Source organism: Micromonospora lupini str. Lupac 08 (assembly GCF_000297395.2).
Classification (GTDB): Bacteria; Actinomycetota; Actinomycetes; order Mycobacteriales; family Micromonosporaceae; genus Micromonospora; species Micromonospora lupini.
Map to the genome: position 1 here is coordinate 3727127 of NZ_HF570108.1, position 19932 is coordinate 3747058.

22 protein-coding genes are annotated in these 19932 nt (G+C 71.7%); 9 read left to right on the plus strand and 13 right to left on the minus strand.

Going from position 1 to position 19932, the window contains the following annotated elements; genetic code table 11:
* Nucleotides 1-163: 163 nt before the first annotated feature.
* Nucleotides 164-1012 (plus strand): hypothetical protein, encoded by an 849-nt coding sequence (locus tag MILUP08_RS18195; RefSeq protein ID WP_007460277.1) that lies wholly within the window; start codon nt 164-166, stop codon nt 1010-1012.
* A 48-nt stretch (nt 1013-1060) separates the two neighbouring features.
* On the opposite strand, the gene MILUP08_RS18200 is transcribed toward MILUP08_RS18195, so the two are convergent.
* The 4 genes from MILUP08_RS18200 to MILUP08_RS18215 form a co-directional block, all read right to left on the minus strand.
* Nucleotides 1061-1777, minus strand: coding sequence for a thymidine kinase (locus MILUP08_RS18200; RefSeq protein WP_007460278.1), 717 nt, complete (start codon nt 1775-1777; stop codon nt 1061-1063).
* A gap of 56 nt (nt 1778-1833) precedes the next feature.
* Nucleotides 1834-3225: an MFS transporter gene (locus MILUP08_RS18205; RefSeq protein ID WP_007460279.1), complete on the minus strand. Its 1392-nt coding sequence runs from the start codon at nt 3223-3225 to the stop codon at nt 1834-1836.
* 17 nt (nt 3226-3242) lie between these two features.
* Entirely contained in the window at nt 3243-4010 is a 768-nt protein-coding gene (locus MILUP08_RS18210; RefSeq protein WP_007460280.1) for a glycerophosphodiester phosphodiesterase family protein, read from the minus strand.
* 81 nt (nt 4011-4091) lie between these two features.
* The gene (locus MILUP08_RS18215) at nt 4092-4589 is read right to left on the minus strand and encodes a MarR family winged helix-turn-helix transcriptional regulator (protein WP_007460281.1); all 498 of its coding nucleotides are present in this window, start codon (nt 4587-4589) and stop codon (nt 4092-4094) included.
* Between the two features lie 35 nt (nt 4590-4624).
* Here MILUP08_RS18215 and MILUP08_RS18220 point away from each other — a divergent pair, with 35 nt between their 5' ends.
* A complete protein-coding gene (locus MILUP08_RS18220; protein ID WP_007460282.1) occupies nt 4625-5524 on the plus strand; it encodes an alpha/beta hydrolase in 900 nt (299 codons plus the stop codon).
* Between the two features lie 40 nt (nt 5525-5564).
* Here the strand turns inward: MILUP08_RS18220 and MILUP08_RS18225 are convergent, their stop codons facing one another.
* Together MILUP08_RS18225 and MILUP08_RS18230 are read right to left on the minus strand one after the other, a co-directional pair.
* Nucleotides 5565-6407, minus strand: coding sequence for an SDR family NAD(P)-dependent oxidoreductase (locus MILUP08_RS18225; RefSeq protein ID WP_007460283.1), 843 nt, complete (start codon nt 6405-6407; stop codon nt 5565-5567).
* A 117-nt stretch (nt 6408-6524) separates the two neighbouring features.
* Nucleotides 6525-7298 (minus strand): lysophospholipid acyltransferase family protein, encoded by a 774-nt coding sequence (locus tag MILUP08_RS18230; RefSeq protein ID WP_039908272.1) that lies wholly within the window; start codon nt 7296-7298, stop codon nt 6525-6527.
* A 153-nt stretch (nt 7299-7451) separates the two neighbouring features.
* On the opposite strand from MILUP08_RS18230, the gene MILUP08_RS18235 reads away from it, so the two are divergent.
* The 3 genes from MILUP08_RS18235 (at nt 7452) to MILUP08_RS18245 (ending at nt 11181) form a co-directional block, all read left to right on the plus strand.
* Entirely contained in the window at nt 7452-8867 is a 1416-nt protein-coding gene (locus tag MILUP08_RS18235; protein WP_007460285.1) for a cytochrome ubiquinol oxidase subunit I, read from the plus strand.
* Nucleotides 8868-8881: 14 nt separating this feature from the next.
* Nucleotides 8882-9880 (plus strand): cytochrome d ubiquinol oxidase subunit II, encoded by a 999-nt coding sequence (gene cydB / locus MILUP08_RS18240; protein WP_007460286.1) that lies wholly within the window; start codon nt 8882-8884, stop codon nt 9878-9880.
* A 107-nt stretch (nt 9881-9987) separates the two neighbouring features.
* Nucleotides 9988-11181 (plus strand): GNAT family N-acetyltransferase, encoded by a 1194-nt coding sequence (locus tag MILUP08_RS18245; RefSeq protein WP_007460288.1) that lies wholly within the window; start codon nt 9988-9990, stop codon nt 11179-11181.
* A gap of 33 nt (nt 11182-11214) precedes the next feature.
* Here the strand turns inward: MILUP08_RS18245 and MILUP08_RS18250 are convergent, their stop codons facing one another.
* Complete coding sequence (locus MILUP08_RS18250; protein ID WP_007460290.1) at nt 11215-11649, minus strand: MarR family winged helix-turn-helix transcriptional regulator; 435 nt, start codon at nt 11647-11649, stop codon at nt 11215-11217.
* A gap of 95 nt (nt 11650-11744) precedes the next feature.
* Between MILUP08_RS18250 and MILUP08_RS18255 the strand changes: the two genes are divergently transcribed.
* Nucleotides 11745-12197 carry a MarR family winged helix-turn-helix transcriptional regulator gene (locus tag MILUP08_RS18255; protein ID WP_007460293.1) on the plus strand — a complete coding sequence of 151 codons (453 nt, stop codon included), beginning with the start codon at nt 11745-11747 and terminating at the stop codon, nt 12195-12197.
* Nucleotides 12198-12204: 7 nt separating this feature from the next.
* On the opposite strand, the gene MILUP08_RS18260 is transcribed toward MILUP08_RS18255, so the two are convergent.
* The 3 genes from MILUP08_RS18260 to MILUP08_RS18270 form a co-directional block, all read right to left on the minus strand.
* A complete protein-coding gene (locus MILUP08_RS18260; RefSeq protein ID WP_007460295.1) occupies nt 12205-12891 on the minus strand; it encodes a hypothetical protein in 687 nt (228 codons plus the stop codon).
* Between the two features lie 74 nt (nt 12892-12965).
* Nucleotides 12966-13427 (minus strand): peroxiredoxin, encoded by a 462-nt coding sequence (locus MILUP08_RS18265; RefSeq protein ID WP_007460297.1) that lies wholly within the window; start codon nt 13425-13427, stop codon nt 12966-12968.
* A 45-nt stretch (nt 13428-13472) separates the two neighbouring features.
* Complete coding sequence (locus MILUP08_RS18270) at nt 13473-14306, minus strand: patatin-like phospholipase family protein (protein ID WP_007460298.1); 834 nt, start codon at nt 14304-14306, stop codon at nt 13473-13475.
* Nucleotides 14307-14384: 78 nt separating this feature from the next.
* Here MILUP08_RS18270 and MILUP08_RS18275 point away from each other — a divergent pair, with 78 nt between their 5' ends.
* Nucleotides 14385-15113 (plus strand): SDR family oxidoreductase, encoded by a 729-nt coding sequence (locus MILUP08_RS18275; RefSeq protein ID WP_007460300.1) that lies wholly within the window; start codon nt 14385-14387, stop codon nt 15111-15113.
* Nucleotides 15114-15146: 33 nt separating this feature from the next.
* Here MILUP08_RS18275 and MILUP08_RS37140 read toward each other — a convergent pair whose 3' ends face one another.
* The 3 genes from MILUP08_RS37140 to zwf all read right to left on the minus strand — a co-directional run bounded on the left by MILUP08_RS37140 (nt 15147) and on the right by zwf (nt 18190).
* Nucleotides 15147-15272, minus strand: a complete 126-nt coding sequence (locus MILUP08_RS37140; protein WP_007460302.1) for an MFS transporter small subunit — start codon at nt 15270-15272, stop codon at nt 15147-15149.
* Nucleotides 15269-16681 (minus strand): OFA family MFS transporter, encoded by a 1413-nt coding sequence (locus tag MILUP08_RS18280; protein WP_007460305.1) that lies wholly within the window; start codon nt 16679-16681, stop codon nt 15269-15271. Before MILUP08_RS18280 ends, MILUP08_RS37140 begins: the two co-directional genes overlap by 4 nt.
* A gap of 129 nt (nt 16682-16810) precedes the next feature.
* Nucleotides 16811-18190: a glucose-6-phosphate dehydrogenase gene (gene zwf, locus MILUP08_RS18285; protein WP_007460307.1), complete on the minus strand. Its 1380-nt coding sequence runs from the start codon at nt 18188-18190 to the stop codon at nt 16811-16813.
* 337 nt (nt 18191-18527) lie between these two features.
* Between zwf and MILUP08_RS34190 the strand changes: the two genes are divergently transcribed.
* Nucleotides 18528-19310, plus strand: coding sequence for an alpha/beta fold hydrolase (locus MILUP08_RS34190; protein WP_144056956.1), 783 nt, complete (start codon nt 18528-18530; stop codon nt 19308-19310).
* Nucleotides 19303-19893, plus strand: coding sequence for a DinB family protein (locus MILUP08_RS18295; RefSeq protein WP_039908281.1), 591 nt, complete (start codon nt 19303-19305; stop codon nt 19891-19893). Before MILUP08_RS34190 ends, MILUP08_RS18295 begins: the two co-directional genes overlap by 8 nt.
* Nucleotides 19894-19932 lie beyond the last annotated feature (39 nt).

Below are 19932 nucleotides of genomic sequence, written 5' to 3' on the forward strand. Positions count from 1 at the left end.
GGCCGGGCCCGCCGACGCCACGATGGCGTCGTGCGCAGGGTCGCAGCCGGACGTCATCGTGGCGTCAGTACGAGGCGCTGCTGACGCCCTCCTGACGAGCGTGCGGAGGCTGACCCCACAGCCCTCGCCGACAGTCGACGAGGCAGTACGGAGGGACACACCCATGAAGCGCAAACTTGCTGGTCTGGCAGTGCTGACCGGCATGGCGGCGGCCACGACGCTGCTCGCGCCGACGACCCCGGCGCAGGCGTCGGTCGGCCTGTACCGGGTCACCGCCACAAGCGTCCTGGACGCGACGAACTCCAAGACGATGCCGATCTCCTGCAACGGCGCGGACCAGGTCGTCGGGGCCGGCGGGAAGATCAACGACGGTCAGGGCGACGTCCTGATGACCCGCATGTACGCCGACGCCGCCCTGCACACGGTGACAGTGGTCGGGGTGGAGGCCAACGCCACGAACGTGCCCTGGTCGGTGGGCGCGTACGCGGTCTGCGCCCCCGCCGGCACGGTGGCCGGCCTGCAACTGGTCACCACCACGTCGGCGAACAACGCCCTCGACAAGGTGGGCATCACCGCCGTCTGCCCGGCGGGCAAGAAGACCTTCGGCGGTGGGTACCGGATCGACAACGCCAACGGCGCGGTGGCGATCGACGAGCTGGCGTTCACCTCGGCGCTCGGCTCGGTCTCCAGCACCGCGTACGTGTTCGGCGCGCCGGGCAACTTCACGTTGCAGACCCAGGCGTTCTGCGCCAACCCGCTGCCGGCGATGGCGTTGCTGGACGCGTTGAGCGCGTCCGACGCGACCTCGCCGAAGCCCGTGCCGACGCTGGCCTGCCCGGCGGGGTCGCAGACCGCGGGCGTCGGCGGCGTGCTCAATGGGCTGCTCGGGGCCGGCTCGGTGACGACCCTGGTGCCCAAGGTGGCCCTCGACACCGCCGAGGCGACCGGACGGGAGATCGTCGCGTTCGCCGGGGTGTGGACCCTGCGGGCGCAGCAGATCTGCGTCGGCTGACCGATCCCGATCAGCACCGGCCGTCCCTACCCAGGGGCGGCCGGTGTCTCAGTCGCGGGGGCCGAGGTCGCCGCTGCGGTAGTGCCGGCGGCAGAGCACTTGGTAGCGCACGTCGGCGGTGTCGACGGTGTCGCCGATGACGACCTGCTCGCCCTCGCGGACCACCCGACCGTCGACGACCCGCGCGTTGAGCAGGCCCTCGCGGCCGCACCAGCAGAGCACCTCGACCTGGATGCGGGCCACCTCGTCGGCCAGCTCGAACAGGCGTTGCGCGGCGGGGAACAGGCAGGACCGGAAGTCGGTGGCGAGGCCGAACGCGAACACGTCCACGTCGTAGCTGTCGACCAGTTCGGCCATCTGCTCGACGTGCTCGACGGTGTAGAAGCACGCCTCGTCGCAGATCAGGTAGTCGACGCGGACCCCGTCGGCCCAGCGGCCGCGGACGAGTGCCCGCAGGTCCAGGTCGTCGGTGACCTCGATGGCCTCGTGGGCCAGGCCGATGCGGGTGGTGACCTGCGGGCCCAGCGACCTGTCGATGCGGGTGGTGACCAGCCCGCGGCGGCCCTGCCGGGCGTGGTTGTAGTTCATCTGCAACGCCATCGTGGACTTGCCGCAGTCCATCGGCCCCCAGAAGAACTTCAACGCCGCGGCGTGCACCGGACGCCCGTCGAGCCCGCGCGCGGCCGCGCAGCCGGCCGGTGCGTGCGGCTGGCCGGGGAAGGGGTGGGCCAGGCAGGTCGGGGCGGTAGCGGCGTCGTCGGTCACGGTCGGGCAGCCTAGCCGATCGACCGGTCCGGATCTGTCGGGTGCGGGATGCGTGCTCAGAGCACCCGGGGTGGGGTGTTGCCGGCGGCGACGATGGCCCGGCGGATCGGTACGGCGGCGAGGAGCAGGAACCCGACCACGAAGAAGATCAGCAGTGAGACCAGGCCCACCCGGTAGGAGGCGGTGAGTTGGAACACGAGGCCGAACGCGAGGGGGCCGAGCCAGCTGGTGCCCTTGTCGCTGATCTCGTAGAAGCCGTAGTACTCGCCCTCCTTGCCGGTGGGGATGAGCTGGCTGAACAGGGACCGGCTCAGTGCCTGGCTGCCGCCGAGGACCAGGCCGATGGCCGCGCCGAGGATCATGAACGGCACCGGCGCCTCGGCGGGCAGCCGGAACGCGCCGAGGATCACACCGGTCCACAGCACCAGGCTGAGCAGCACCGTCTTCCACGCGCCGATGCGCCGGGCCAGGGCGCCGAGGCTCAGCGCGCCGCCGAAGGCGAGGAACTGCACGAGCAGGATGGTGACGATCAGGGTGCTCTGCTCCAGCCGCAGCTCCTCGGTGCCGTACTGGCTCGCGAGGGTGATGACGGTCTGGATGCCGTCGTTGTAGACGAGGAACGCGAGCAGGAAGAACAACGTCAGCGGGTACGCCTTGACCTCGCGCAGGGTGTGCCCGAGCTGCCGGAACCCGTCGGTGAGCACGTTGCCGCGCGCCACCAGGGCCGCCGCGGCGGGGCGTTCGCGCAGCCAGCGCAGCGGCACCAGCGTGAACGCGGCCCACCACACCCCGGCGGAGACGATCGACCAGCGGGCCAGGTCCAGGGTGCGTTGCGGGTTGTCGTCCTCGCTGAGCACTGTGACCGCGACCAGGTTCAGCGCCAGCAGCACGCCACCGCCGAGGTAGCCCAGCGCCCAGCCGCGGCTGGAGATGCCGTCGCGCTCGTCGGGGCCGCCGAGCTGCGGCAGGAACGAGTTGTAGACCACGATCGCGGCGCCGAACGAGATGTTGGCGACCAGGAACAGGGCCCCGCCGAGCAGGTAACGGTCGCCGGTGACGAAGGCCATCGCGATGGTCGCGGCGGCGCCGGTGAACGCGGCCCCGCCGAGCAGCCGCTTCTTGTGCGCCGACCGGTCGGCGATCGCCCCGATGACCGGCAGCACGAACACGGTGAGGAACACCGACAGCGAGATGAGGTACGGGTAGTACGAGCCGGCCGCGACGCGGATGCCCAGCGGGTGCACGTACCCGTCGCAGGTGTCGGCGCCCAGCTCGCAGCCGGCGGCCAGCTCGGCGACGGTGGTCAGGAACGGGCCGAGGAACACGGTGATCACCGTGGTCTGGAACGCGGAGTTCGCCCAGTCGTAGATGTACCAGCCGCTGCGCTCGCGGCGGGTGCTCGCCGGGGGCGGGGTGTCGTCCACCGTGGGGGTCACGGTCTCGGCCATCGGGGGTCCTTCGATGGTCAGGCGGCCCAGTGGCCGCGGCTGCGGTAGACGTCGCGCAGCACGCCGACGTGATCGGTCATGATGCCATCCACACCACGATCAAGTAAGTCGTGCATCTGGGCGGGTTCGTCGATCGTCCAGACGTGCACCTGCAACCCCAGGCGGTGGCAGTAGTCGAGGAACCGGCGGTCCACCACCGGCACCCGCCCGTAGCGCGGCGGCACCTGCGCGGCGACCACCGACGGCGGCAGCCGCAGCGGGCGTCCGTGCAGGGAGGCGAGCCGCAGCCGGGCGACCCCGCGCATGCCGAGGCTGGTGGCGACGCGCCCCTGCGTGAGCGCCCGCAGCCGGGTCAGTCGGGCGTCGCTGAACGAGGCGAGCAGCACCCGGTCGCCGGCGCCGGCCCGGGTCACCGTCGCGACCGTCGGCGCGACGCCGCCGTCGGCCTTCACGTCGATGTTGAAGCGGACCTGCGGCCAGGCGCCCAACACCTCGTCGAGCCGGGGTACGACGGCGGCGCCGCCGACGCGTACCGAGGCGAGGTCGGCCCAGCGCAGGTCGGCGATGCGCCCCGCCTCGCCGGTGACCCGCGCGAGCGTCGGGTCGTGGAAGATCACCGCGACCCCGTCGGCGGTGGCGTGCACGTCGGTCTCCACGTACCGGTAGCCCAACCCGACGGCCCGGGCGAACGCCTCGGTGGTGTTCTCGTCGCCCTCGGCGGCGCCGCCCCGGTGGGCGAACGCCAGCGGCGCGGGCGCGTCGAGGTAGCCGAATCGGTTCAGCACGCGACGCAGTATGCCCCCGGTTGGTGGCCTGCGGGTGGCCGGCCGGCGTCTGGTCGCCCGCTCGCGCGGACCTGGCGGCTTTCAGCCCACGGGAGTGCCGACACCGCCGTGCTCCAGGGTGGCGCGCAGCCGTGCCAGCGTGTGACCGAGTTTCGCGACCTGGGCCGGGGCGATCGACCCACCGATGTGCGTGGCCAGGTGTCCCTGGAAGGTGACTTCGGCGTCACCGACCAGCTCCGCGCCCTGCGGGGTCAACTCCAGCAGCAGTGACCGCCCGTCGGCGGGGTTCGGCACGCGCCGCACCCAGGCCCGGGTCTCGAGCCGGCCCACGCCCTTGCTGGTCGCCCCGACCCCGATCGCGAAAAACTCGGCGAGATCGGCGACCCGCGAACCAGGATGGTCACGTAGGTAGGCCAGAAACTCGAACTGCGACGCCACGATGCCGTGCCTGCGGCGCAACGTCTCGTTCAACGCGTTGTAGAGCCGCGTCTCGCAGCGGACCAGGTCACTGAAGACCTGGGCGAGTGTGGCGGGCCCGACACCGGAAAAAGATGCCGCGGCAGGTATATTAGCTTCCACGGCAGCTACTTTATCGCCCGTGGGAGGCGTCGGACATGAGCAGGGAACAGCGCGCGGCAATCATCGGCATGCTGGGCGACGGGCCCAAGGACTTCGCGCCGGAGCCGGTCGAGACGATGCGGGAGAGCTTCGCCGCGCTCATGGCGCCGTTCCCGGTTCCTCCGGTGCGGACCTCGGAGCTGACCCTGGGCGGCCGTCCGGCGGTGCTCGTCGAACCGGAGGGCGAGACCCGCCCCGGCACGATCCTCTACTTTCACGGCGGCTCGTTCGCGCTCGGATCTCCGCGGACCGCGATGGGCCTGACCGCGAGCCTGGTCACGCGGACAGGAGTGCGGGCGTTCTCCCTCGACTACCGACTGGCTCCGGAGAACCCGTTCCCGGCCGCGATCGAGGACTGCCTCGCGGCGTACCGGTCCCTGCTCGACAGCGGCGTCGCCGCCGGGTCGATCGCGTTCGCGGGGGATTCCGCCGGTGGTGGTCTCGCGGTGACCACCACCCTCGCCGCCCGAAACGCCGGGTTGCCCCTGCCGGGCGCGCTTGTCGCGTTCTCGCCGGGCCTGGACCACACCCGCACGGGCGAGTCGATGGACACCAAGGAGGGCATCGACCCGTTCTTCACCCGGCAGGGCATGGCTTACACGGCGGATTTCTACCTCGCCGGCCAGGACCCGAACCAGGAGCTCGCCGCGCCCGCCGTGCTCGCCGACCTGACCGGCTTCCCGCCGATCCTGCTGCAGGTCGGCACGAACGAACTGCTGCTCGACGACTCGGTCCGGCTGGCGAAACGCGCCCGCGACGCCGAGGTCGACGTCATCCTCGACATCACCGCGGGCGTTCCGCACGTCTTCCAGTCCTTCATCGGTCAACTCGACGAAGCCGACCAGGCCCTGGACCGCGCCGCCCTGTTCGTCACGCAGCGACTACAGACGCCCTGAGCCCCCGGCGACCCGCCGCGCCCGCCGCTCGTGCCCGCGGTCAGGCCAGCCAGCCGCCGGTCAGCCGGGCGACCGCGGAGCCGTCGAGGTCGGCGAGTTTGACTCCGACGAACTGCCGGGCGCCGTCGGAGGTCTGCACCCGTACCGGCGGCGCCGGGTCGGTCAGCGCGGCGAGCACCACCGCCGCGGCGTCGGCGGGGGACTGCGCGGCGGCGAACGCCTGCCCGGTGCGGGCCAGGTAGGCGCGCAGCGCCGGCCCGTACACCCCGGCGGCGGCGATGGCGGCGTCGGCGTCGATGGCGATGTTGGTGACGAACTCGCTGGCCACCGCGCCCGGCTCGACGACTGTGACCCGTACGCCTGTGGTCGCGGCGAGCGGGGCGAGGGACTCCAGGTACCCCTCGACGGCGAACTTCGCCGCGCAGTACGCCTCGTTGAACGGCTGCCCGACGATCCCGCCGACGCTGGAGACGGTGACCAGCCGGCCCCGGCTGGCCCGCAGGTGGGGCAGGGCGGCGCGGCTGACGTGCAGGACGCCGAAGAAGTTGACCTCCATTGCGGCCCGGACGTCGTCGACGGTGTCCTGTTCCAGGGTGCCCACGTGCCCGGCGCCGGCGTTGTTGACCACCGCGTCGAGCCGGCCGTACGCGCCGATCACGTCCTCGACGCAGCCGTCGACCGCGTCAGCGTCGGTGACGTCGAGCCGGCGTACGTCGATCAGGTCGGCGACCCCGGCGGCGCTGGCGGCCTCGCGCAGCCGGTCGGCGCGGGCCACGTCGCGCATGGTGGCGACGGTCCGCCAGCCGGCCCGCGCGCAGCCCAGCGCGATCTCCAGCCCGATGCCGGTGGACGTTCCGGTGATCAGCACGGTCTGCTCGCTCATGGATCTCCTCTTTCGTGGTGCTCGGTCGATGATCGACTCGGTTTCCGGAAAACCGGGGTGTCCGGGGCGCGGGTATACCCCGGTTTCCGGGAAACCGACTTGATCTCGGAGCCGCCGTCAGGCTGAGCGGCGGCGGTGGGCGCGGCTGGTGTCGGCGGGGCGGCCGGGGTCGACGTGGCGGGGGAGGTCGGGTTCGTCGGGACGCAGCGGGGCGAGGGTGTCGGTGAGCGCGTCGACGATCCGGTCGGTGGCCCGCCGGGCGGCGCCGGGAGTCGCCGCCGCCGTCTCGCCCAGGTCGACGGGCGCGCCGAAGTGCACCCGGATCACCGGGCGGCGCCACAGCGCGCGGGCGATGCCGCGCAGCATTCCCTTCGGCGCCCGGTAGGGCAGCACCTCGTGCGCGCCCCACTGGGCGACCGGGACGACGGGGGCGCCGCAGGCCAGGGCAAGTCGGGCGGCGCCGGTCTTGCCGCGTTCGGGCCACATGCCGGGGTCCAGGCCGATGCGTCCCTCGGGGTAGATGAGGATCACCGAGCCCGCCGCGACGGCGGTGGCGGCGTCGTCGAGGGCCCGGTGCACGGCGCTGGTGCCCCGGTCGACCCGGATGTGCCCGGCGTGACGCATGGCGGCGCCGAGCAGCGGGACGCGGAACAGCCCGGCGGTCGCCATGATCCGCGGGGCGATGCCGCGGGTCTGGCAGGCGGCGACCATCACCACCGGGTCGAACGGGCTGATGTGGTTGGCGGCCAGCACCAGCGGGCCGCGGCGCAGGTGCGCCGGGACGTCGCCGGTGACCTCGAGGCGGGCGAGCAGGCCGACCAGGGCGCGGGCCAGCAGGAGGGCCGCGCGCCAGATCGACGGTGGCTGCCAGGGGGAGTGCGCGGTGTCCATCAGCGCGCCATCGTCGCACGCGGCGAGGTGATCGCGAGGCCGGGTCGGGGTGATCAGGGTCATGGGTCCCGGGTGAGTTCGGGTCGTCCGAGCGTCTACGACGAGCAGTAGTATTTACTACGTCTGGTAGTACGAATGGCAGGGGGTTCTCAGGTGGACGCGTTGGACGTTGCCCGCTGGCAGTTCGGTGTCACCACCGTCTACCACTTCCTCTTCGTGCCGCTGACCATCGGCCTGTCGGTGCTGGTGGCCATCCTGCAGACGATGTGGCACCGCACCGGCAACGAGCGCTACCTCAAGCTCACCAAGTTCTACGGCAAGCTCTTCCTGATCAACTTCGCCATGGGTGTGGTCACCGGCATCGTGCAGGAGTTCCAGTTCGGCATGAACTGGAGCGACTACTCCCGCTTCGTCGGCGACATCTTCGGCGCGCCCCTGGCCATCGAGGCGCTCGTCGCGTTCTTCCTCGAATCCACCTTCATCGGCCTGTGGATCTTCGGCTGGGACCGGCTGCCCAAGCGGGCGCACCTGGCCAGCATCTGGGCCGCCGCGATCGGCACCAACCTGTCCGCGTACTTCATCCTCGCGGCCAACTCGTTCATGCAGAACCCGGTCGGCTTCCGGATCAACCCGGACAGCGGACGCGCCGAACTGACCGACTTCCCGGCCGTGCTCACCAACAAGGTCGCCCTGATCACCTTCCCGCACACCCTGGCCGGCTCGTTCCTGGTCGCCGGGTCGCTGATCGTCGCGGTCGGCCTCTATCACGTCATCCGCAACCGCGACTCCGCCGACGCCGGCGCGTACCGCTTCGCCACGAAGTTCGGCTCCTGGGTGGTCCTGGTCGCCTCCGCGGCCGTGCTGTTCACCGGCGACATCCAGGGCAAGATCATGACCGATGTGCAGCCGATGAAGATGGCCGCCGCCGAGGGCCTCTACACCACCGAGAGCCCCGCCTCGTTCTCCGTGCTCACCATCGGCAGCCTCGACGGCAGCCGCGAGGTGTTCGCCCTCAAGATCCCGTACCTGCTGTCGTACCTGGGCACCGGCGACCCGCACGGCACCGTGCACGGCATCAACGACCTGCAGGCCCAGTACGCCACCCAGTACGGCGCGGGCAGCTACACCCCGATCATCCCGGTCACCTACTGGAGCTTCCGCTTCATGGTCGCCTTCGGGATGGCCGCCGGCGCGATCGCCCTGCTGGTGCTGTGGAGCCAGCGCAAGGGCCGCACTCCCCGCAGCAAATGGCTGCTGCGCGCCGGGCTGGCCATGCCGGTGCTGCCGCTGCTGGCCAACTCCTTCGGCTGGATCTTCACCGAGATGGGCCGCCAGCCGTGGATCGTCTTCGGCGAGATGCTCACCCGCAACGGCGTGTCCCGCAGCGTCTCGCTGGCCGAGGTGCTCACCTCGTTCACCGCCTTCACGCTCATCTACGCCACCCTCGCCGTGATCGAGGTCAAGCTCCTGCTGCGCTACGCCAGGGCCGGCGTGCCCGACGTCAGCGAGGAGCACCCCGTCGACGACACCCACGACGACGCCGAGCGCCCGCTCGCCTTCGCCTACTGATCCCGGAGCCCATCGTGGACCTGACCACCATCTGGTTTCTCCTCGTCGCCGTGCTGTTCACCGGGTACTTCATCCTGGAGGGCTTCGACTTCGGCGTCGGCATGCTGCTTCCCGTCCTCGGCCGCGACGACCGGGAACGCCGCGTCCTGATCAACACCATCGGCCCGGTCTGGGACGGCAACGAGGTGTGGCTGATCACCGCCGGCGGCGCCATGTTCGCCGCGTTCCCCGAGTGGTACGCCACCCTGTTCTCCGGGTTCTACCTGCCGCTGCTGCTGATCCTGCTGGCCCTCATCGCCCGGGGCGTGGCCTTCGAGTACCGGCACAAGCGCCCCGAGGCGTCCTGGAAGCGCCGCTGGGACACGGCCATCGTGGTCGGCTCGGTGGTGCCGGCGATCCTGTGGGGCGTCGCCTTCGCCAACATCCTGCGCGGTGTGCCGCTGGACGCCGACCACGAGTACGTCGGCGGTCTGCTGGACCTGCTCAACCCGTACGCCCTGCTGGGCGGCGCGACCACCCTCGCGCTGTTCGCCACCCACGGCGCGGTGTTCCTGGCTCTGAAGACCACCGGCGACGTCCGCCAGCGCGCGGGCGCCCTCGCGGTGCGCCTGGGCGTCGGGGCCGCCGTGCTCGCGGTCGGGTTCCTGACCTGGACGTTGAGCATCCGCTCCAGCGCGGCCGCCGTCGTGCTCGCCGTCGGCGCGGCCCTCGCCCTGCTCGGCGCGCTGGCCGCCGCCCGGGTACGCCGGGAGGGTTGGGCGTTCACCGGCACCGCCGTGGCGATCGGCCTGGCCGTGGCGACCCTGTTCGCGGCGCTGTTCCCGAACGTGCTGCCGTCCACTTTGGACGCGGCGGGCACGCTGACGGCCACCAACGCCGCCTCCACCCCGTACACCCTGAAGATCATGACCTGGGTTGCGGTGATCTTCACTCCGGTCGTGCTGGGCTACCAGGCCTGGACGTACTGGGTGTTCCGCAAGCGCATCGGCGTGGCCAACATCCCCCAGCACTGACCGGGCGGGCGCCGCATCGGCGACGGTGCGGGATCCCGTTGCAGCGGATCCCGCACCGTCGCCGATATGGCGTCGATGCCGCCTCGCGTTCCCGCTACGGTGTGCCGATGCCCGCCCCCGTGCACGTTCGTGAACTCACCCTCGCCGACCTCGACGCCGCCTGGGAGTTGGGCCGGTTCGCGTTCGGCTCGACAGCGGAGCGCCCGGCGTCGACCAGCGTCGCGGTGCCCGGCATGACCCGCTACGGCGCGTTCGACGACGCCGGCCGGCTCGTCGGCAAAGCCGTCGACCTGCACCACGACCAGTGGTGGTCCGGTCGGGCGGTGCCGGCCGCCGACGTCGGCGGGGTGGCGGTCGCCCCCGAGGCCCGAGGTCGCGGCGTGGCCCGCGCCCTGCTCACCGCCCTGCTGCGCGGCGCCCGCGAGCGCGGCGCGGCGGTCAGCGCCCTGTACCCGACCGTCGCCGCCCCGTACCGGTCCTGCGGGTGGGAGACCGCCGGTGTGCTGCGCACCGTCGACCTGGCCACCGCCGCGCTGCCCCGGCACCGCCCCTCCGCGCACCTGACGGTGCGGGCCGGCACACCCGCCGACCTGCCCGCCGTCACCGCCCTCTACGAGCGCGTCGCCCGGCACCGCAACGGGATGCTGACCCGCCGGGGTGAGCTGTTCGACCACTTCGCCGCCGACGGGGGCCTGCCCGGCGACGGGCTCACAGTCGTCGAGGCCGACGGCGACCTGGTCGGTTACGCCACCTGGCAGCGGGGCCGCGGCTACGGCGCGGATTCGGTGCTCACCGTCGACGAGGCCCTGGCCGTCACCGCCGAGGCGGCCCGGGAACTCGTCGGGGTGCTCGCCAGCTGGGCCAGCGTCGCGCCGACGCTGCGGCTGTGCCCGCTCGACGGCGACGCCGTCAGCACCGTCCTGCCGCTGGAGTCGGCGCGCGACCACGAGCGGGACCTGTGGATGCACCGCCCGGTGGACGTGGCCCGGGCGGTCGAGGCGCGCGGGTGGCCCGCCCACACCCGGGGTGTCGTCGACTTCGCCCTCACCGACGCGCTCGCCGAGTGGAACACCGGCACGTGGCGGTTGACAGTGGCCGACGGCGCCGCCGACCTGACCCGGATCGACGCCGCGGCCGACCTGCGGTTGGACGTACGCGGTTTCGCGCTGCTCTACGCCGGAGCGGCGTACGCCCGGTCGGTCGCGCAGGCCGGGCTGCTGCACCACAGCGCCGGTGTGGACCCGGCCGCTCTCGACCTGTTGGGCGCCGGCGGTCCGGCGCAGCTGCTCAACTACTTCTGACCGACCGCCGCGCGGGTCGGCGGTGGCGTGCGGTCAGGCCGGTGTCGCCGCCAGTTCGGCGTTCGCCCGTTGGGTGATCAGGGTCAGCACCCGGGCGGCGGCGCTGGCCTCGTCGGCCGGGATGTCCCCGTACAGCCGGGTGGTGATGCCGGCGGCGGCGTCGGCGATGCGGGCCTGCGTGGCGCGACCGGTGTCGGTGAGCCGCACGGACGCCTCGTCGAGGTGCGCGAGGTCGGCGTCGACGAGGCTGGCGATCACCTCGTGCACGGCCGGTTCGTCGACCTTGAGGGTGCTGGTGATCCGGCGCACGAGGTGAGCCGGCTCGACGGGGCCGGCGGCGAGGACGTTGAGCGCGAGGACCTGGCCGAAGCTGACCCCGAGGGGCGCGACCGCCCGTTCGAGGAGTGCCCGGGTCGCGTAGTGGGCCTGACCGATGGCCTGGCCGGTGAGGGTGGGAGTGGTGGACATGACGCCTCCTGAAAACATTGGCCGAACCAACGTTGGTGATGCCAACGTAGCACGGTTCGTGGGTCGCGCCAACGATTCCTGTTAGGCTGCCGCCCATGGACGCCACCGCCCCGCAGTCACCCGCCGGGCTGCGCACCACACCGAGCTGGCTGCTCAACCAGACCGCCAGCCACGCCGGCCGCCTGCTCGCCGAGGGCTTCGCCGCCCACGACCTGCGCGGCTACCACTACCGACTGCTCGCCGCCCTCGCCGAGGACGGCCCCGCCAGCCAGGCCGACCTCGGCCGCCGCTGCGGCATCGACCGCAGCGACGTCGTGGCCGCCGTCAACGACCTGGCCGGTCGGGGACTCGTCATCCGCGCCCCCGACCCGGCCGACCGCCGCCGCAACGTCATCAGCCTCACCGACACCGGCGCCGACGAGGCCCACCGGATGACCGACACCGTCACCCGCGTACAGGACGACCTGCTCGCCCCCCTGTCCACCGCCGAACGCGCCGAGCTGACCCGACTGCTCACCCGGCTGCTGGACCACCACACCCGGCGCTGAGCACCACTCAGCGGGCCTCGCGCAGCTCCGCCAGCCGGGCCTCGATCTCGGCCAGCTCCGCGCGCAGCTTCTCCGCCTGCTGCTCCGCCTCGGCCCGCTCGGTGCCCAGAATCTGCTCCACCGCCTCCTGCACACCGGGCACGTCGACGAGCGCCACCATCTTCAACGCCTCCGCCGGCTTCACCACGTACGGCTTCGCCAGCGCCTTGCTGCCCTGCTGCGCGGCGACCGTCCACTCGCCGTCGGCGTACGCCAGCGTCACCGTGAGACCCGCGGGCCCCTTCGGCTTGACGGCCTTGACCGCCCGCCGCGCCGGCGGCTTCTCGGTCTGCTCCACCTTCGGCTCCTCCTGTCGCTGCGCCGGCACCCGCGGCGTGTCCAACACGAACTCCGGCTCGGCCACCACGGGCGGCGCCGGCGGCTCCGGCTCGGCTTTCGGCTCCGCCACCCGACGACCCGCGCCCTTGGGCGCCACCGCCAGATCGGCGGGGGAGAACGGCAACTCGTCGCGGCCGAAACGCACCACCACGAACTCGTCGGACACCTCGGGGTCGGTCAGCTCGACGACCTGACCGACCTGACCGGCGATCTGACCCGCCGACGCGGTGAACACCACCCGCGGCTTACGACCGGCCGCCAACGCCTCCCGGATGCTCTGCACCTCGTCAGTGGACAAACCCTGGCCGGCATCCATCACAACCCTCTTCCGTACACCTGTTTGATTGCTGCCTTGATACCAGTCGGCTGCGACACCCGCCGCAAGGGGGGTCAGCCGCCCAGCGCCCGCAGCGCCCGGTCCGCGTGGTCGTTCATGCTGACCTCGCTGTGGATCACCTCGATGACCCGCCGGTCGGTGCCGATGACGAACGTCATCCGCTTCGTGCTCAACGGCCCCAGCGGCACCCGCCGCTTGACTCCGAACGCCTGCGCCACCGTGGCGTCGGGATCCGACAGCAGCGGATAGTCGAAACCGTGCAGCGTCGAGAACTCCGCCTGCTTCGCCACCGGATCACGGCTGATGCCCACCCGCGACGCGCCCAACGCCGTGAACTCCGCGCCCAGGTCCCGGAAGTGACAGCTCTCCGCCGTGCACCCCCGGGTCATCGCCGCCGGATAGAAGAACAGCACCACCGGACCCGTCGCCAGGAACTCCGACAGCCGCCGTGGCGTACCCGTCTCATCCGGCAGTTCGAAGTCCTCCACGACGTCGCCGACACCCACACCCGCCACCGCGCACCTCCGTTGTCCGATCGAACGCGCGGTGAGCGTAAGCGATCACACCCAGAGCGCCCGCACCTCGTCGGCCACCGCCGCGGCCTGCGTCCACCCGGCCCGCGCCGCGCCGGCACGCCGCGCCGGATCCAGCACGTTGCGGCCGATCGCCGCACGCGCCGCCGCGTCCGGCGTCACCACCACCACCCGCGACCCGGCCGCCCGCAGCTCGGCCACCTGCGCCGCCAGCCGCGGCATCGGCCCGAACGACGCCGACGTCGGCGCGAGGACCAGCACCCGCTGCGCGCCCGCCGCCAGATCCGCGTTCACGCTCGAGCGCATCCCACCGTCGACGAAACGACGCGCCCCGATCGTCACCGGCGGCCACACCCCGGGCACCGCGCAACTCGCGCCCACCGCGTCCACCAACGACACCCCGTCGGCGCCGTCGAACACCACGAACTCACCCGACGCCGCGTCGACCGCCGTCACCAGCAGCCGCCGCGCCGGCCACTCCCGGGCCGGCAACCGGGCCTCGATCACCGCCCGCTGCGACGCCTCAGACGGAGTACGCGCCGCCACCGCCATCGCCCCGATACGCGCCCTCGACCGCACCGCGTCCCGCGTACGGCCACCGGCCCACAACAACCGCGCCACCACCCACAACCCCAACCGCGCCGCTGTCTCACCCGTCGAAGGGGCCAACTGCTCCTCGTACAACCCCTGCAGCGGCACCCCCGAGCGCACCTGCGCGCCGACCACCGAACCCGCCGACGTGCCCACCACCAGATCGGCCTCGGTGACCGCCACACCCCGTTCGACCAACGCGGCCAGCAGCCCCAACTCCCACGCCACCCCGGTCACCCCGCCACCGCCGAGCACCAACGCCCGCCGCATGTGACCCTCCTCTCGACGACCGGCCCACGCCGGCCACGGTAACGTCGGCCCGACCCACCCGACAGCCCGGAGGCACTCGTGGCACCCGTCACCGTCATCACCGGCGGTGGCCGCGGCATCGGCGCGGCCACCGCCCGCCGACTCGCCACCGCCGGCCACCACATCGCCCTGTGCTACCGCCGCGACGACACCGCCGCCGCAGCGGTCCTGGCCGACCTGCACGCGGCCGGCGCGCAGGCCGTCGCCGTCCGCGCCGACACCACCGACCCCGACCAGGTCGCGGCCCTGTTCGACGCCGCCGCGCAGCTCGGCCCGCTCACCGGCCTGGTCAACAACGCCGGCGTCACCAGCCGGATCGGCCCGTTCACCGAGCTGCGCGTCGACGACCTGCGCCGCGTCGTCGACGTCAACCTCATCGGGTACGTCCTCTGCGCCCAGCAGGCCGCCCGCCGCCTCACCGACGGCGGCGCCATCGTCAACGTGTCCTCGGCCGCGGCGACCCTCGGCAGCCCGGGGGAGTACGTCCACTACGCCGCCGTGAAGGCCGCCACCGACACCCTCACCGTCGGCCTGTCCAAGGAACTCGCCCCGCGCGGGATCCGCGTCAACGCCGTCGCCCCGGGCCTCGTGCGCACCGACATCCACGCCGACTCCGGCGTCCCCGACCGCGCCGACAGCGCCGCCGGCCGCATCCCGATGGGCCGCGCCGGTGAACCCGACGAGATCGCCGCCGCCATCGCCTGGCTGCTCGGCCCGGACGCCTCCTACGCCACCGGCACGGTCCTGCGCGTCTCCGGCGGCCTGTGAGCCGGGGCGCGCACGACGCCCCGGCTCACACCCTCAGTGCGTGAACAGCTTCGCCGCCGTGATGACCGTCTGCACGACCCCGTAGCCGAGCAGCACCGCCACCACCAACCAGGAGATCCACAACCGCGCCTGCTGCGCCTGCCGACCGTCGTCACTCATCGCGTACCACCCTTCACTGCCGCCTCGTCCTCGTCCACGCCCTGCTGCGCCGCCGGCTCGTGATAGCGCTGCGGCACCGGCCGCACCAGAAGGTTCGCCACGAACCCCACTGCGAGGACACCCACCATCGTGAACAGCGCCGGCCGGTACGCCGCCGCCGTCAACGTGCCCGGCTTGCCCTGCGCGTCGAGGAACCCGTTCACGATCAACGGCCCGGCGATCCCCGCCGCCGACCACGCGGTCAGCAGCCGCCCGTGGATCGCACCCACCTGGTACGTCCCGAACAGGTCCCGCAGATACGCCGGCGCCGTGGCGAACCCGCCGCCGTAGAACGACAGGATCACGCAGGCGAACAGCACGAACAGCGCCGTCGCCGTCTGCCCGAACACGGCCAGCAGCGCGTACGACACCATGCCCACACCCAGGTACACCAGGTAGATGGGCTTGCGGCCGATGACGTCCGACGTCGACGACCAGACGAACCGGCCCGCCATGTTGAACAGCGACAGCAGACCCACGAACCCGCCGGCCGCCGCCACCGACACCGCCGACGTGCCGTTGTCCCGGAAGAAGTCCTGGATCATCGGGCTGGCCTGCTCCAGGATGCCGATACCGGCCGTCACGTTGCAGAACAACACCACCCACAACAGCCAGAACGAGCGGGTCTTCACCGCGTTGGCCGCCGACACGTTCGCCGTGGTGACCAGCGGCTTCGCCGCCACCGTCGCCGGGTCGAAGCCCGCCGGACGCCAGTCGTCGGCCGGCACCCGCACGTTCGCCACCCCGAACATCATGATCACGAAGTAGCCCAGGCCGAGCGTCACGAACAGCCACACCAGCGCGCTGCCCGACGCCGTCGAGCCCGCGTTGGACGGGTCGTAGCCGCTGTCGTAGAACGACAGAAGCTGACGCGACAGGGGAGAGGCCACCATCGCGCCACCACCGAACCCCATGATCGCCAGACCGGTGGCCAGACCCGGCCGGTCCGGGAACCACTTGATCAGCGTCGAGACGGGGGAGATGTACCCGATGCCCAGCCCGATGCCGCCGAGCAGGCCGTAGCCCAGATACAGCAGCCACAGCTGCTTCGTGGCGATGCCCAGCGACCCGACCAGGAAACCCACCGCCCAGAAACAGGCCGAGACGAACATGGCCTTACGCGGCCCGTTCGCCTCCACCCACGTCCCCGCCACCGCGGCGGACAACCCCAGCATCACGATCGCGATGCTGAAGATCACCCCGATCGCCGTCTGACCGGTGTCGAAGTGGGCGATCAACGAGTTCTTGTAGACGCTTGTGGCGTAGACCTGGCCGATGCAGAGATGAATGGCCAACGCCGCCGGGGGAATGAGCCACCGGCTGTAGCCGGGCGGCGCGACGGTGTGCCGACGATCGAGTGCGGAAAGCATGCGCTGCTTCCTCTCCGACGAGGACGTGAGACACCCCCACATGCCCACACCCCACGCACGCGGCAAACCTCACCGTCGCCGGACGGTCCCTCCGGTGAGCTGAGCGGTCACTCAGCCCACCGTCGCCGCCTACCCCAGGTCCGGCACGTGCCAGCCGCCCGCCAACGCGTCGGCGTCCGCCGGACCCCAACTGCCCCTGTCGTACGCCCGCACCGGCGTCGACAGATCCAGGATCGGCTCGACGATCCGCCACTCCTGCCGGATCGTCTCCGCCCGGGCGAAACGCAGATGCTGCCCGTCCATCGCATCGTCGAGCAACCGCTCGTACGCCTCCTGACGGCGACCCAACGCCGCCCCGAAATCCACCGACAGGTCAACCGGACGGCTCGCCACCTCCGCACCCGGGCTCTTCGCCTGGATCGACATCGTGATGCCGTCCCCACGACCCAACCGGAACCGCAGCAGATTCGCCGACGCCGCCGCCCCACCCGCGGCGGGGATCAACGGACGCTGCGGCTGCTTGAACTCGACCACCACCTCCGTCGCCGTCCCCGGCAACGACTTGCCCGTCCGCAGATAGAACGGCACACCCGCCCAACGAGGAGAATCGACAGTCAACCGGGTCGCCACGAACGTCTCCGTGTTCGAATCCGGCGCGACACCCGGCTCGTCGCGGTAACCCGCGTACTGCCCCCGCACCGTGAACTCCGGCGACAGCGGCTCGATCTGCCGCAACACCGCAGCCTCCGCCTCGCGAAACGCGTCCGTGTCGTCACCCTCCGGCGCGTCCATCGCGATCAACGCGACCACCTGAAGAATGTGGTTCTGCAACACGTCACGAGTCGCGCCCACCGTGTCGTAGAACCCGGCACGACCCTGCGTGCCGAACCCCTCGGCCAGAGTGACCTGCACGTTGTCGATGTGCTCGCTGTTCCACAACGGCTCGAACAACCGATTCGCGAACCGGAACGCGTACAGGCCCTCCACGGCCTCCTTGCCCAGGTAGTGATCGATCCGGAACACCCGCGTCGGATCGAAGGCCCCCTGCAACGTCCGATCCAACTCCGCAGACGACGCCAGGTCCCGCCCGAACGGCTTCTCCACGATCACCCGACCACGATCGGCCAACCCGACCGCCGCCAACCCCTGCACCACCGAACCGAACACCATCGGCGGAATCGCCAGATAGAACACCGGCCGCTCGGCGTCGCGCAGACGCTCCGCCAGCCGCTGGTACGTCACCGGATCCGCGTAGTCGCCGGAGATCATCGACAGGTTGCCCGCCAGGGCGTCGAACGCCTCGTCGTCCACCTCGTCACTCGCCTCGGCCACCGACTTGCGGGCCGTCGCCACCAACTGCTGATCATCCCAGGGGGAGCGGGCCACCCCGATCACCGGCACATCGAGACGCCCCCGCCGGGTCAACTCGTACAGCGCCGGAAAGAGCTTCTTCGAGACGAGATCACCTGTCACGCCGAACAGCACTACCGCGTCTGAGCGCACGTGCATGGCACTTCCATCCGATCATGTGGAAACCTGATCTTCCGAACGGACAACCGCGCGCCCCACTGGAGGAATTCCCCGGCAACGACGCACGTGAGGTCGGCGACAGCGACGGCGCATACCTTGAAAAAGGCTCACCGATCAGGCGTGACGCGGGCAACACCCGACCTGATCGAACGATCTCGATCATCCTAAGGCCGGCAAACCCCGCCGCTCCACCCCGTCCCACCGATACGCCACGACCGAAGACGCCAGCGAACCTCCGCGCGACAGGGGAGAACCCGCAATGAACCTGGCAGCCGACCGATCCACCACACCCGGCCCCGAAGTGGTGTGCCTACCCATGTTCGCCACGACCCGTGCCGCCACCGCCACCGCCTTCGGCCCCGCCCTCGCCGGCGCCGACCTGCGCGAGACGTACCTGGACCTACCCGGCCACGGCGACAGCCCGGCCACCTGCCCACCCACCTCCCAGGCCCTGCTGGACACCGTCTGCGCATGGCTCGACCACCACGTCGACGCACCCGTCCTGCTCGCCGGCGCCTCCTACGGCGCCTACCTCGCCGCCGGCATCGCCCGCCAACGACCCGACCTGGTCCGCGGCCTGCTCCTCGTCTGCCCGGGCATCACCATCGCACCGGCCAGCCGCACCCTGCCCGAGCACCGCCCACCCCCCGGACCCGCCGGCTGGCTCGACGACGCCCCCACCGACCTGCGCACCCACCTCGACACCGCGCTCGGCCACCGCACCCCGACCGTCGTCGCCACAGTGCTCGCCGCCCTGCGCTCCGGCGGCCCCGGCGACGACACCTTCCAACAGACCCTGCGCACCGGCCCCGGATACGCGCTCCCCGACGAGACAAGCGACACCCCCTACCACGGCCCCGTCAGCGTGCTCACCGGCCGACAGGACCACATCGTCGGCTACGCCGACCAGTTCCACGCCATGCGCCGCTACCCCCGGGGCACCTACACCGTCATCGACTCCGCCGGGCACTACCTGCCCTACGAACAACCAGCGCTGCTGCGCGCCCTCACCCAGGACTGGCTGCGCCGGGCGCTGACCCCGCTGTCGCCAGGGCACATCACGGCACCGCGCATGCCCGACAATGGCGGGCATGGCTGACCTCGACGATATGAAGGCCGCGTTGCTCTATTACCTGCGGCGGACGCGCAACGACCTCATCTGGAAGCTCGACGGTCTGAGCGAACGCGAGGCCAGAACACCCCGCACCGTGACCGGCAACAACCTGCTCGGAGTCGTCAAACACTGCCTCAACGTCGAAGCCGCCTACTTCGGGCTGGCCTTCGGCCGGCAGTTCCCGACGCCCGAGGAACTGGTTCCCCTGCAGGCATTCGACGACGACCCGCAGGCCGACTGGTACGCGCGCGAGGACGAGACGAAAGACGGCCTGATCGACCTGTACCGTCGTGTCGCGCTGTTCGCGGACGAGACGACCGACCAGCTGCCACTCGACGCGCCCGGGCGGGTGCCGTGGTGGCGGCCAGGCCACCAGGACGTGACCCTGTACCGGATCATCCTGCACGTGACCGGCGACCTCGCTCGGCACGCCGGTCAGGCGGACATCATGCGCGAGCACCACGACGGCGCGATCGGCTGGCACCAGGACGGCACCAGCATCCCGGACGGATACGACTGGCCCGCGTACGTCACCAAGCTGCGAAAGCTAGCCGACCACTTCGCGTGACCACCCGCGCCCGGCGGCCCCGGACGGGCGATCATGGCC